At 61.8% G+C, this 13,369-nt stretch carries 13 protein-coding genes; 10 read left to right on the top strand and 3 right to left on the bottom strand.

Going from position 1 to position 13,369, the window contains the following annotated elements; translation table 11 throughout:
* The first annotated feature begins 152 nt into the window (after positions 1–152).
* From M5C71_RS00455 to M5C71_RS00435, 5 genes are all read left to right on the top strand, one after another.
* The gene (locus M5C71_RS00455) at positions 153–578 is read left to right on the top strand and encodes a potassium channel family protein (RefSeq protein ID WP_103494345.1); all 426 of its coding nucleotides are present in this window, start codon (positions 153–155) and stop codon (positions 576–578) included.
* Positions 579–742: 164 nt separating this feature from the next.
* The gene (locus M5C71_RS00450) at positions 743–1,555 is read left to right on the top strand and encodes an ATP-binding cassette domain-containing protein (RefSeq protein ID WP_152740858.1); all 813 of its coding nucleotides are present in this window, start codon (positions 743–745) and stop codon (positions 1,553–1,555) included.
* Complete coding sequence (locus M5C71_RS00445; protein ID WP_248764382.1) at positions 1,555–2,331, top strand: ABC transporter permease; 777 nt, start codon at positions 1,555–1,557, stop codon at positions 2,329–2,331. Before M5C71_RS00450 ends, M5C71_RS00445 begins: the two co-directional genes overlap by 1 nt.
* A gap of 107 nt (positions 2,332–2,438) precedes the next feature.
* Positions 2,439–3,020, top strand: coding sequence for a Spy/CpxP family protein refolding chaperone (locus M5C71_RS00440; RefSeq protein WP_103494344.1), 582 nt, complete (start codon positions 2,439–2,441; stop codon positions 3,018–3,020).
* Between the two features lie 34 nt (positions 3,021–3,054).
* Positions 3,055–3,459: a hypothetical protein gene (locus tag M5C71_RS00435; protein ID WP_103494343.1), complete on the top strand. Its 405-nt coding sequence runs from the start codon at positions 3,055–3,057 to the stop codon at positions 3,457–3,459.
* A 23-nt stretch (positions 3,460–3,482) separates the two neighbouring features.
* On the opposite strand, the gene M5C71_RS00430 is transcribed toward M5C71_RS00435, so the two are convergent.
* A complete protein-coding gene (locus M5C71_RS00430) occupies positions 3,483–4,043 on the bottom strand; it encodes a nitroreductase family protein (protein ID WP_103494342.1) in 561 nt (186 codons plus the stop codon).
* 212 nt (positions 4,044–4,255) lie between these two features.
* Here M5C71_RS00430 and M5C71_RS00425 point away from each other — a divergent pair, with 212 nt between their 5' ends.
* The 3 genes from M5C71_RS00425 to M5C71_RS00415 are packed head-to-tail and all read left to right on the top strand — an operon-like array spanning position 4,256 to position 8,672.
* A complete protein-coding gene (locus M5C71_RS00425; protein WP_248766990.1) occupies positions 4,256–5,068 on the top strand; it encodes a polysaccharide deacetylase family protein in 813 nt (270 codons plus the stop codon).
* Complete coding sequence (locus M5C71_RS00420) at positions 5,065–6,333, top strand: putative glycoside hydrolase (protein ID WP_248766989.1); 1,269 nt, start codon at positions 5,065–5,067, stop codon at positions 6,331–6,333. Before M5C71_RS00425 ends, M5C71_RS00420 begins: the two co-directional genes overlap by 4 nt.
* The gene (locus M5C71_RS00415) at positions 6,285–8,672 is read left to right on the top strand and encodes a serine hydrolase (RefSeq protein WP_248766988.1); all 2,388 of its coding nucleotides are present in this window, start codon (positions 6,285–6,287) and stop codon (positions 8,670–8,672) included. Before M5C71_RS00420 ends, M5C71_RS00415 begins: the two co-directional genes overlap by 49 nt.
* Before the next feature lie 40 nt (positions 8,673–8,712).
* Here M5C71_RS00415 and chrA read toward each other — a convergent pair whose 3' ends face one another.
* Together chrA and M5C71_RS00405 are read right to left on the bottom strand one after the other, a co-directional pair.
* Complete coding sequence (chrA, locus tag M5C71_RS00410) at positions 8,713–9,906, bottom strand: chromate efflux transporter (RefSeq protein ID WP_152740899.1); 1,194 nt, start codon at positions 9,904–9,906, stop codon at positions 8,713–8,715.
* A gap of 270 nt (positions 9,907–10,176) precedes the next feature.
* Entirely contained in the window at positions 10,177–11,187 is a 1,011-nt protein-coding gene (locus M5C71_RS00405) for an AraC family transcriptional regulator (RefSeq protein ID WP_103494337.1), read from the bottom strand.
* Between the two features lie 268 nt (positions 11,188–11,455).
* On the opposite strand from M5C71_RS00405, the gene antA reads away from it, so the two are divergent.
* Both antA and antB read left to right on the top strand, forming a co-directional pair.
* Positions 11,456–12,859, top strand: coding sequence for an anthranilate 1,2-dioxygenase large subunit (gene antA / locus M5C71_RS00400; RefSeq protein ID WP_103494336.1), 1,404 nt, complete (start codon positions 11,456–11,458; stop codon positions 12,857–12,859).
* A 2-nt stretch (positions 12,860–12,861) separates the two neighbouring features.
* The gene (antB, locus tag M5C71_RS00395) at positions 12,862–13,353 is read left to right on the top strand and encodes an anthranilate 1,2-dioxygenase small subunit (protein WP_248766987.1); all 492 of its coding nucleotides are present in this window, start codon (positions 12,862–12,864) and stop codon (positions 13,351–13,353) included.
* Positions 13,354–13,369 lie beyond the last annotated feature (16 nt).

Genomic DNA, 13,369 nt, shown 5'->3' with positions numbered 1-13,369 from the left:
ATCTTTATCAACAAATGGCCATCTATCGGTCTACAAAAAGCACTGTTGATTTAGCTCAATGATTTTTCGTCGCCCCAGGGTAGAAAGCACTGATCGGTACCAGGCCCGAGGATGGTAGGCGATCATTTTTCTTCCATTGCTGGAGGCCGGCCATGCTGGCAGTCACCCTGATCAATACACTGGCCGTCATCGTCGTCGTGGTGATCCACTACGAGTGCCTGTTACGGCTGAACGACTGGCTGCCCCGACTCAAGCTCTCGAATCGTTTCAGGATTGTCATCGGGGTATTCGGCGCGCTGGTGGCCCACGCGGCGGAAGTCTGGTGCTTCGCCCTGGTCTATTACCTGATGGTCAGTTCCGGCAAATGGGGAAGCCTGGAGGGCAACTTCGATGGCTCGTTCATGGACTGCGTGTACTTTTCCTTCACCACCTACACCACGATCGGTTTCGGCGACATCTCCCCCGTCGGCCACCTCAAGTACCTGACCGGGCTGCAGGGCCTGACCGGCCTGGTGCTGATTTCCTGGACCGCCTCGTTTCTGTTTCTCGAAATGCAGAAATACTGGAAGAACAAATAGCCCTCGAGGCCGCCGTCAGGCTCCGGACTTGATTTTCATCAAGTCCGAAACCCGAAGTTCAAGCTCAATGACATGGCAGGTCGAGCATCAGGTTGTCGGTTGTCACCGGCTCTCCAGGCTGATGCCGCCATTGATCCATGACCTCTTCGCAGAGTCCTCGCACCATGACCGACACCCTTGAGTCCCCAGCCATTTCCACCAAGGCCTTGCGCAAATGCTTCGACCACTTCGTGGCGCTCGAAGGTTTGGACCTGCAAGTGCCCCATGGCTGTATCTTCGGCCTGCTGGGTCCCAATGGCGCCGGCAAGAGCACCGTTATCAAGATGCTGACCACCCTGCTCGACCCCACCTCCGGCTCGGCAACGGTGGCCGGTTTTGATATTGCCCGTCGACCGATCGAGGTCCGCCGCCATATCGGCTATGTGCCACAGATGCTTTCGGCTGACGGAGCATTGACCGCCATTGAAAACTTGAACCTGTCGGCCCGTTTGCAAGGCCTGCGCGGCGCCAAAAGGCAGGCGCGGGTGAAAGAGGCGCTGGCGTTCGCCGGGCTTGAAGAGACCGCATCGAAATTGGTCCGGACCTACTCCGGCGGCATGATTCGCCGCCTTGAAATCGCCCAGGCCACGCTGCACTACCCACAAGTCCTGTTCCTCGATGAACCGACCATCGGCCTCGACCCCATCGCCCGCCGGACCGTATGGGAACGCTTGCTGCAATTGCGCCAGAGCAAAGGCACCACCATCCTGATCACCACCCACGACATGGAGGAAGCCGACGTGCTTTGCGACGAGCTGGCGATTCTTCACCAGGGGCGCCTGGCCGTCGTCGGCAAACCCGCTGAACTCAAGGCGCAGGTGGGCAAGCAGGCCAGCCTGGACGATGTGTTCGTTTACTTCAGTGGCGTCAGTATTGAGCAGGGCGGCAACTATCGCGGTACTCGCGAGAGCCGCGATGTCGCTCAGAGGTTGGGATGATGAGCCTGTTCGATTACCTCAATGAGACATTCGCGGTCTGCAATGCCGAGGTGCGCAAGCTGATTCGCGACCCCACCGAGTTGCTGTCGCGAGCCGTCCAGCCGGTGCTGTGGCTGGCGATATTCGGGCAGGTTTTCAGCCAGGTACGCGGCATCCCCACGGGCAACCTGCGCTACCTGGATTACATGGCGCCGGGCATCCTGGCGCAAAGCATTCTGTTCAGCGCCATTTTCTACGGCATCGCCATTATCTGGGAGCGTGACCTGGGTATCGTCCACAAGCTTCTGGTGACCCCGGCGCATCGTAGCGCCCTGATCATGGGCAAGGCCTTTGCCGCCGGCCTGCGCGGGCTGGTACAGGCGATCGTGGTCTATCTGGTGGCCATCGCCTTGAAAGTCGAAATCCGCTGGGAGCTGCTGCCGATCCTCACCGTTGCCGCGGGGGTGTTCGTCGGCTCGTGTATTTTCTCGACCTTTTCCCTGGTGATTGCCTGCATCGTCAAGACCCGGGAGCGCTTCATGGGGATCGGCCAGGTCCTGACCATGCCGCTGTTCTTTGCCTCGAACGCCATTTACCCGCTGGAGCTGATGCCCGGTTGGCTGAAAGTTGTCGCGGTCTGCAACCCACTGACCTACCTGGTGGATGCCTTGCGCGGCGGCATGATTGTCGGCGGCAACAGTGTGTATGCCTTGAGTACGAGCTTTGCGGTAATGCTGTCGGTTTTCGCCCTGCTTTTACTGCTGGCGGCCAGGCTTTATCCCGGATTGGCGCGCTGAGAAAACATTCATCAAGGCACTCGGGGTCTTCTGACATAGATCAGATTCCCCCCCGTGCGCCACTCCTATGCTCGACCTGACAATCACGGTACCGGCAGGGGCTGAAGATGAAAAAGTCAGGTTTGATCGCTCAATGCTTGTTGGTGGCAGCCAGCGCTTTTCTGTTGCCCTCCACCCAGGTCATGGCGAATCCACAAATGCCAGCGTCAGGGGGGATGTTCAAACTCCATTCGGAGTTCGACTGGATCAAACATACCCAACTGACCCTTGACGATCTCAAAGGCAAACTGAATCTGAAAGCGGAGCAATTGCCGGCCTGGGAGACCTGGTCGTCAGGGGTCCTGGCCGATGCCAAGGAGCAACTGAAAAAGGACAACGGCGAAGGTGAAAAGGACGCCGCCGCCCCGAAGGCACTGGTTGACCAGACCACGCCGGAAAGAATGGCCAGGGGCATAGAGCGCCTGCGCGCCCAGACCCAGTGGATGCAGGCCCACCTGGTACGCCTGGATGCGGCGCAGGTGCGTACCCAGGCCTTCTACGACACCTTGGCCGCCGAACAGAAGACCATTTTCGATCTGTTCTGGACAGTGATGCACCACCGGGCCTCCGCCGCCGATGGTTGGCAGATGCCCATGCAATCGCTCACCCCGGCGCAGGAAGAAGACCGCGACGAAACCGTCGAACAATAAGCGCCACTGAACGTTCCATTATTGGACAGAGATCATGAATATCGATTCGGTAAAACGTTGCGTTCTCGTGGGCATGCTTGTGATCGCTACCAGTCTCGCGGTACCGGCCAGCGCCGCACCGCGCGGAGGCGGTTATCGAGGCGGCGCGGGTTGGTGGGGGCTGGCGCTTGGCCTGGGCCTGGGTTGGGAGGCGGGACGTCTCAGCGGCCCGTATTACGCTCCGGCTTATCCGGTCTACTACTACCCGGTCCCTGAGTACTACTACCCGGATATCCCGCCCTCGGTGGTGATCGCAGCACCGCCGGTGGTCACCGCGCCTGCGACGCCCTCTGCGGCAAACTGGTATTACTGTCCGTCAGCCAAGGGCTACTACCCCTATGTGCGCGAGTGTCCTGAAGGCTGGCGGATGGTGCCGGCGACACCCCCCGCGCCCAAGTAGGAGCAACGGTCTGATCGCCCGGTTCAGCCAATCCAGCGGATCTGCGCCTCGTTGCGCTGGACCGGGGCCGGCACGGACTTGGGATGCCCCAGGATGATCGGCGCAACCGGCAACCATTCGGCGGGAAGACCCAGCAGGCTCTTCCCCTCCGGCGTATCGAGAAAACGCTGGGCAAACCCGATCCAGCAACTGCCGAGCCCCTCGGCATAGGCGGCGAGCATCAGGTTCTCGGCAGCCAATGCGCAATCTTCGACCATCCACTGGCCTTGGGTGCTCCCCGAAATCAGGATGAGCACCGGTGCCTGATAGAAGATCTGGAAATCCGCATCATTAAGCACCGAATGGAAGTGCTCGGACAGGGTTCCCGCGGGCATGGTCGCGAGCATATGGGCCTTGGCCTCGCGAGAGATCCGATCCAGCAACGCCTGATCACGTATCACCGTGAACGTCCACGGTTGCTGGTTGACCGCGCTGGGCGCCTGGATGGCGGCATTGATCAAGCGCTGAATAAGCGGTTCGTCAACGGCTTGCGTGGTGTATTCGCGTATCGAGCGACGGCCCGAAATCGCCTCATCGATATTCATGAACGTAGACCTCCGATAGTGTCCTTTCACACAGTCGCGCGGCAACGATGAGCTAACCTTGATATAGATCAAGTCAGCACTCCGGACAGTGCCATGTCACACGGCTTTGACTTTCATCATATGGACGCGGCCGGACTCGACACACACTGAATCCGCCTCGCATTCGCGAGACGGATGACGCGAGTGAGCGTGACTTGCGCAGGAGCGCTCAGATGTGCGGTAAATTCATGGTGTGTGTCGTGCTGGCGGGTCTCTGCGCACTGGCCTGGGGCACGGACGGCGTCACACCGCCCGCGGAACCCCGTGTCGCGATTCTGGTTTACCACCGTTTCTCGGAAACGGCGGACGACTCGATGACCGTGCGCATGAGCACCTTCGAAGCCCAGTTACAGGTTCTGCACGAGCGTGGCTACCAGATCGTGCCGCTGCGTGAGGTGGTCGACTGGCTGCGCGATCCCCATGCGACGCTGCCGCCGAAGCCGGTGGTGATCACGGTGGACGACGGGCATCGTTCGGTCTTCGAAAAACTGCTACCCATTGTGTTGCGCGATCGCTTTGCGGTCACGCTGTTCATCTATCCATCGGCGATCTCGAACGCTTCCTATGCGCTGACCTGGGAGCAATTGCGGACCCTGAAGCAGAGCGGGCTGTTCGACATCCAGTCGCACACCTACTGGCATCCCAATTTCAAGGTCGAGCGCAAACAGCGTACGCCCGCCGACTTCCAGCAGTTCGTCCGCACGCAACTGGACAATTCACGTCGCCGTCTCGAGGCTCAAACGGGCGCGTCTATCGACATGCTCGCCTGGCCTTACGGCATCTACGACGACGAATTGCTCGCACTGGCCGCCGAAGAGCACTACGTGGCCGCCTTCACCCTCGACGCCCGCAAGACCGACCGCCACGCACGGCTGCTGGCACTGCCGCGCTTCCTGATGATCGATGCCTATGGCGCCAAGGCGTTCGCCCGCCTGCTCGGCGAACCGGATACCCCGACGACACCCGCAACGGGGAACACACCATGACCCTCCGTTCCTCAAGGCGATACGCGATTGCGCTACTGCTCACCGTCGCCACCCTGCTGACAGGCCAGGAAGCCCTGGCCGTGAGCGGCGTCGTGCTCGACTCAAGCACGCAGGAGCCACTGGTCGGCGCAATCATCACCACCTCGGCCGGCGTCACCCGCACCGATGAGCACGGGCGCTTCGAGACCGCCCAGGCGGCCACGAGCGTCGGAGCTCGCGCGCCCGGGTACCTGCGTGCGCAAGCCCAGGTGTCCGACGAAACGCCCATCACCCTCCTATTGACCCCATTTCGTCCGAAAGCGGTCTATCTGTCGGTATTCGGCGTGACCAGCGCGAGCCTGCGCAACCAAGCCGTCAGCCTGTCCCAGAGCACGGTCATCAATGCCTTGGTAATCGACGTCAAGGGCGATCGCGGCCTGACGCCCTATCACAGCGCGGCCCGCGAGAAGAGTGGCGCCACCGCCCATCTGGCCGAGCGCGCACCGCAGGTACAGGACTTTCCGGCACTGCTGGCCAGGCTGCATGCGCAACACTTGTACCTGATCGCGCGCATCGTGGTGTTCAAGGACGACCCGCTCGCCAGCGCGCATCCGGAATGGAGCGTGCACACCACGCAAGGCGCGCCATGGCGTGATAACGAAAAGCTGCAATGGATGGACCCGTTTTCCCACGACGTCTGGCAGCACAATCTCGATATCGCCGAGGAGGCAGCACAAATGGGCTTCGATGAAGTTCAGTTCGACTATGTGCGCTTTCCCGACAAGGGCGGATTACACTTTGCCCAGCCGAATACCCGGGGCAACCGGACAGCGGCGATCGTCGGTTTCCTGCAAGCCGCCCGCGCGCGACTGGCACCCTACAACGTATTCGTCTCCGCCGACATCTTCGGCTATGTTTGCTGGAATCTCGACGACACCGCCATCGGCCAGCAACTCGAAACCCTCGGCGCACCGCTGGACTATATTTCGCCGATGCTCTACCCATCCGGTTTCACCTGGGGACTGCCGGGGCTGAGCAACCCGGTCACCGATCCCGGCCAGATCGTCAGGCGCTCCCTGGCGGAGGCCGTGAAGCGCACCCACCTGCCAGGCGTGCGTTTTCGCCCGTGGCTGCAAGCCTTTCGCGATTATGCCTTCGATCATCGCGTATTTGACGCCGCCGCGATCAGTGCCCAGATAAAGGCCGCCGACGCCGCCGACAGCGATGGATGGATGTTATGGAACCCGCACAATCACTACGCCGCCGCCGATTTGCCGCAACGTTGATCGGGGCACTGAAAGGCTCGGTGCTCCTCGCCGGCCTGGCAACAATACAGATCGCCGGGGCCGCCGACCTCGATGCGGCCGCTCGCCTGCAAGCCGCACGGATCGTCGAGGGGCAGATCGCCGCCGGGCGTATCCCGGGGGCCGTCGTGCTGATCGGGGACGCCAGCCATGTGTTCTACCGCCAGGCCTTTGGACAGCGCGCCACACTACCGGCCCCTGAGCCGATGACGCTGGACACCGAGTTCGACCTCGCCTCCCTGACCAAAGTCATCGCCACCACCACGGCGATCATGCAACTGGCCGAAACCGGCCGCCTCGACCTGGATGCCCCCGTTGCACACTATTGGCCGGCCTTTGCGGCCCACGGCAAGGACACAGTGAGCGTGCGTAACCTGCTGGCGCACACCTCCGGGCTACGCGCGGACCTGCCCGCACGCCCCGCTCAGCCCGGCCGCGAAGGCGTATTGAAGGCCATCGCCGCAGAGTCTCCGCGCAGCGCACCCGGTGAACGGGTCATCTACAGCGACCTGAATTTCGTGGTCCTCGGCGAACTGGTCGAGCGGATCAGCCACCGTTCGCTCGATGCCTATTGCCAAGCTTATATCTTTGCTCCGCTCGGCATGCGCGACACGCTCTTTCTCCCGGACGTCGGGCGAGCGGCACGCAGTGCCCCGACAACCCCGGACAAGGCCGGCATGCGCCAGGGCCGCGTGCACGATCCGACCGCCCAATGGATGGGTGGTGTCTCCGGCAATGCCGGGCTGTTTTCCACGGCGGACGACCTCGCCCGCTTCGCGCAGATGCTGCTGAACGACGGACGCGTGGGCAGCACGCCGATCCTGCGACCGCAGAGCATTAGCGCACTCGCCACGGCCGCCTCGCCCCTCGCGAGCCCGCCGTGGCGCGGACTCGGCTGGGAACTGGCCGCCCCCTTGGTACCGAATCGTGATCGTCTACCGCCCATTGGCATGCTCGGCCACACCGGATATACCGGCACGGGTCTGTGGATCGATCCCCAGACACACCAGTTCATCGTCATCCTGAGCAACCGCGTGCATCCGAATGATCGCGGTGACGCGCGCCCGCTGCGTGCCCAATTGCTCGCGCTGCTGGCCAGCCGGGCGACACCGACCAGCACCGCGCAAATCGCTCGATTGCAGCCGTCGGCATGGCCGGCGTTGCAGGCCGCCACTCAGTTGCCCACCTCGACCGGCCCGGTGCGGACCGGTATCGACGTACTGGAGGCGCAGCAGTTTGCAGCACTGGCCGGCCTGCGCGTGGGCCTGATCACCAATCGCAGCGGCTTCGACGCCAACGGCCGGCGCACCGTCGACGTGCTCGCCCATGCGCCAGGCGTCAGGCTGACAGCACTGTTCTCGCCGGAGCACGGGCTGAACACCGATCTCGACGAGCGGGTCGGCGACACCCTCGACAGCGCCACGGGTCTCACCGTCCATAGCCTCTACGGTGCGACACAGCGCTTCCCGGCCGGCTCGCTCCAGGGGCTGGATGCGCTGGTCTTCGATATCCAGGATGCCGGCGTGCGTTTCTTCACCTACGAGACCACATTGGGCTACGCACTCGAAGCCGCGGCGGCACGAGGCATACCGCTGTTTGTCCTGGACCGGCCCGATCCACTCGGCGGGCAGCGCTTCGGCGGGCCGCTGCTGGACAGCCGCCACACCTCTTTCACCGGTTATTTCCCGCTTCCGCTGCTCCCCGGCATGACCGTCGGCGAACTGGCAAGTCTGTTCAACCACAACAAGCAGATCGGCGCGGACCTGCGCGTCGTACCGATGCAAGGCTACCGCCGCTCCATGACCTTCGCCGACACAGGCCTGGGCTGGGTGCCGCTCTCACCGAACCTGCGCACGCTGCCGCAACTGGACCTGTACCCGGAAGTCGGCTTGCTCGAAGGTGCGAATTTGAGTGTCGGACGCGGCACAGCACATCCATTCGAATGGATAGGCGCCCCCTGGATCGACGCCGGCCGACTGGCAGACAGGCTGAATGCACTGGATACAGGCATGCATTTCGAAAAGATCGATTTCGTCCCCACCGAGTCGACCTGGCGCGGTCAACTCTGTCATGGCGTCAGCATCGTGCGCGACACCACCGCCGCTCCGCGTCCCGTCGCCAGCCTCGGCTTGACGCTGCTCGCCACCCTGCACGCGCTCTACCCCGACACCTTCGATCTGGCGGCGACCCGGGCGTCGGTCGGTTCACAAGCGGTGTGGCAAGCGATCCACGACGGCGCGGCAGCGGACGCGGCGCAAGCGCTCGATGCCTCGTCCCTTGAGCGCTTCGCGCGACTGCGCCAGGAGAGTTTGCGCTATTGAGCGAGCCAGCCATCTGGGTAACGGCAGCGTCACCGCCATCCTATACAACGCTTAGCAGCCATCCGAGCAAGCCACAGCCGAGGACGACCAACCACGGCGGGACCTTCCAGAACATCAGGGCGACCAGGGCCAGCAGCGCCAGGCCGAAGTCCTGAGGCTTGAATATTGCGCTGCTCCAGACCGGGTTGTACAAGGCCGCCAGGAGCAACCCGACCACCCCCGCGTTAACCCCGGCAAGCGCCGACCGGGTGCGCACGCTGTGCCGCAGGCGCTCCCAGAATGGCAACACACCGATCACCAGCAGGAACGAAGGCACGAAAATAGCGATGAGGCACAGCGTCGCGCCAGCCCAACCCGAAGGCTGGACGCTCATGGAGGCCCCGAGAAAAGCCGAAAAGGTCAGGAGCGGGCCCGGAACCGCCTGCGCCAGGCCATAGCCGGCGAGAAACGTATCATTGGCGACCCAACCATTGGGTACCGTGGCCGCCTGCAGCAACGGCAGCACCACGTGCCCGCCGCCAAAGACCAAGGAACCGGCACGGTAGAAGGCGTTCACCATGGCAAGCCAGGGTGAAGGCCAGACCTCGATCGCCAACGGCAAGCCAACCAAGAGGGCGAAGAACAGCACCAGCGAAATCAGCCCGGCTTTGCGACTGACCGAGATCGGCAAAGACTCCGCCGCCCGACCTTGAGCCGGTTTGAACAGCAGCAAACCGATGACAGCGCTGCAGACGATCACTCCGATCTGCCCCCAGGCATTGGGCCACAGCAAGGCGGCGCAGGCAGCGAAGGCGGCAATGGTCACCCGAGGCACATCGGTGCAAAGATTGCGCGCCATGCCCCAGACCGCTTGAGCCACCACGGCCACCGCGACGATCTTGAGGCCGTGCAGCAGGCCACTGGGCAATGCACTTCCCCAGATGGACATCCCCTGGGCGAACAGAACCAGGACGATAGCTGACGGCAAGGTGAACCCGGCCCACGCAGCGACAGCCCCCCGAAGCCCGGCACGTGAAAGCCCCACGCCAATGCCGACCTGGCTACTGGCGGGCCCTGGAAGAAACTGGCACAAGGCGACCAGATCGACATAACTCTGCTCGCTGAGCCATTGGCGTCGAACCACGAACGCCTCGCGAAAATAGCCCAGATGCGCAATCGGACCGCCGAAAGAGGTCAGCCCCAGGCGCAAGAACACCAGGAACACCGACCATGCGGAGTCAGGCTTGCCGCCCATGGCATTAGGTTCTACTGACAATCTACAGACTCCCAAGCTGGCCACTGTGATTCAGCGGTTATCCGCTGGCTGGCCTCTCAAGTCTCGCAGCAGTACAGAAGAAATATCCAGTGCCATCGACCACCCGCCTGGCAATCAAAGGTTTCAGTCTATGTGTGTAGGCGAGCCTTACTGTTTGACCTCAAGCATGTCGAACCCCTTGGGGCGGTGCCACTGATCCGAAATCCATCGGGGCCTGACACCCGACACGGAGCCTATTGCCGGAGCCCCTTACAAGGACCTGTCACGCCGGGCATCGACCCGCTGCAGGGTCATGCTCGGCGTCTCATCGAACAGCTTGCGGTATTCGCAGGAAAACCGCCCCAGATGGCTGAACCCCCAGCCCATCGCGATCACCGAGATATTGTGGGCCGAGCGATCTTCAAGGATTTCCTGGCGGACACCCATCAGGCGGTATTTCTTCAGGTAAGCCATGGGCGACATTTCGAAGTACTTCCTGAAATCTTCGAATAACTTGAAACGCGACACCCCGGCGGCGGCCTCGATATCGTCGAGGTTCAGCGCGTCACGGGCATGGGCATGAATGAAGTCCTTGGCGCGAACCAGGTAGTGCGGCAGCTTGATGCCCAGACGTTCGCGCAGCTCGGTGGAGTAGTTGTGCGGCTGGGACAGGATCAGGCCCTTGAGCAAGGCGCTCTCCAGGTCACGATTGAACAGCAGCTGGCCGTACAGCTCACTGCGCTCCATTTCCTCGATAAAGTGCCTGACCGTGCGCCACCACGAGGCAACGGACCCGGTCACCGCATCCATTTCGGGCTCGAAACACAGCGGGGTGTCCAAGGGATGCTGCAACATGTCTTCCAGGGTCTTGCGCATGGCACTGCGGGTGATGACCACCTGCAGCTTGCGGCAGTCGCCGGTGATGCTCAATTGCTGGCTCTGGTTAGGCGAAACGATGACGCCATGATCACGATCAGAGCGTAACAGCACCCCGCCCCTACTCAGTTCCTGCTCACCGCTCAAGGGCAGGCTCAGGCTGTAGCTGTTGAAGCTGTCGACGTCGGTGACGCCGACCGTGACATCGGTGCCGTACTCGATGATGCCCAGGGTGGTCGACATCGATTTGAGCACGTTGCCACTGTGGTGGAACTGGATGCTGTCGGGTTTGCTCGCATAGAGCAAATGGGGGCCGCAGATAGCCGACATCCATGAGTGAGCGCCGGCCAGATCGAAGCGATCGGCATGGATGTCTCGAAAATGATGTTCGGGTTTGCTACTCATCGGCGTTACTCAACAAGGCTTTTATCGGTACGCGCTCTGACGGCACGTTCGCGGGTATAGAAGCAATCCCCGCGCCAAGTCATCGTTACATAATAGGCGGGCGGCGGGTGTCATCCCGTGAGCAGACGACCTTGTTTCCGATATTTAGTGGGCGATTACCGGCCACAAAATTTCCGGACTGTCTTCGCCAACTATGCGGATAGACCGCAAGGCTGGCGGCCACTTTAAATGCAGGTACCGATTCGCCCGATGAAACAGGTACCGACTCATGCATTATTCGAAAAGCGTCGCCCAATGGCAGACCTTCATCCAGGGTTGCCTGGACTTCCGTCCGGTGGAAGGCATCTACCGTATCGCCCGGGAAATGTTCACCGAGCCTGAACTGTTCGATCTCGAGATGGAACTGATCTTCGAGAAGAACTGGATCTACGCCTGTCACGAAAGCGAGATCGCCCACAAACACGACTTCATGACGATGCGTGCCGGTCGCCAGCCGTTGATCATCACCCGTGACGGCGAAGGTCGCCTCAACGCCCTGATCAACGCCTGCCAGCATCGCGGCACGACCCTGACCCGCGTCGGCAAGGGCAACCAGTCGACCTTCACCTGCCCTTTCCACGCCTGGTGCTACAAGAGCGATGGCCGCCTGGTCAAGGTCAAGGCGCCGGGTGAGTACCCCGAGGGTTTCGACAAGGCCACCCGCGGCCTGAAAAAAGCCCGTATCGAAAGCTACAAGGGTTTTGTCTTCGTCAGCCTGGATGTCGACGGCAACGACAGCCTGCAAGACTACCTGGGCGACGCCAAGGTGTTCTTCGACATGATGGTGGCGCAATCGGCCACTGGCGAGCTGGAAGTGCTGCCCGGCAAGTCGTCCTACACCTATGACGGCAACTGGAAGCTGCAGAACGAAAACGGCCTGGACGGTTATCACGTCAGTACCGTGCACTACAACTACGTCGCCACGGTGCAGCATCGCCAACAGGTCAACGCCGAAAAAGGCACCGCTTCGGGCGACACCCTGGACTACAGCAAACTGGGCGCCGGCGATGCCGAGACCGACGACGGCTGGTTCTCCTTCAACAACGGCCACAGCCTGCTGTTCAGCGATATGCCCAACCCGGCGGTGCGCCCTGGTTACGCCACGATCATGCCGCGCCTGATCGAAGAGTATGGCCAGGACAAGGCCGAGTGGATGATGCATCGCCTGCGCAACCTGAACGTCTACCCGAGCATGTTTTTCCTCGACCAGATCAGCTCGCAGCTGCGGATCATTCGTCCCCTGGCCTGGAACAAGACCGAGATCCACAGCTTCTGCCTGGGAGTCAAAGGCGAGTCGGATGCCGATCGCGAAAACCGTATTCGCCAGTTCGAAGACTTTTTCAATGTCTCCGGCCTCGGCACCCCCGACGACCTGGTGGAATTCCGTGAAGCCCAACGCGGCTTCCAGGCTCGCCTGGAGCGCTGGAGTGACATCTCCCGCGGCCACGACAAATGGGTCACCGGGCCGACCCGCAACAGTGAAACCCTCGGCATCGAACCGGCCCTGACCGGAACCGAGTTCACCCACGAAGGGCTCTACGTCAACCAGCACGGCAACTGGCAGCGCTTCCTGCTCGAAGGCCTGGCGCGCAAGGCCGCCGAAGAACAACCCCTGCAACTGCGCGAGGTGTAAGCATGAATTCGCAACTGCAATACCGTGTCGAGCAATTTCTTTACCGCAAGGCCGAACTCTGCGATGCCCAGGACTGGGACGCCTACCTCGAGCTGTTCAGCGAGGACAGCGAGTTCCACCTGCCGCAATGGGACTCGGAGCACGTCTACACCACCGATCCGAAGAAAGGCATGTCGCTGATCTACTACGCCAACCGCGGTGGCCTGGAAGATCGGGTATTCCGCCTGCGCACCGGCAAGGCCGCCTCGACCATCCCGATGCCGCGTACCTTGCACATGGTCAACAATGTGCGCATCGCGGCGCTGGAAAACGATGAGCTGGAGGTCAGGGTCAACTGGCAGACGCTGTACTACCGCATGGCCACTTCCGAGCAGTTCTACGGCCGCGCCACCTACCGCCTGCGGCCCGACGGCGAGAGCTGGAAGATTACCCGCAAGCATGTGCTGCTGCTCAACGACACGATCAATTCAGTGCTCGATTTCTACCATTTGTAAGCCACGGAGTACGCGC

The sequence above is a fragment of the Pseudomonas sp. MWU12-2345 genome, assembly GCF_023242385.1.
In the GTDB taxonomy this organism is placed as follows: Bacteria; Pseudomonadota; Gammaproteobacteria; order Pseudomonadales; family Pseudomonadaceae; genus Aquipseudomonas; species Aquipseudomonas gingeri_D.
Note: the sequence above shows the minus strand (reverse complement) of the source record. Positions and strands in the feature narration are given on the sequence as shown.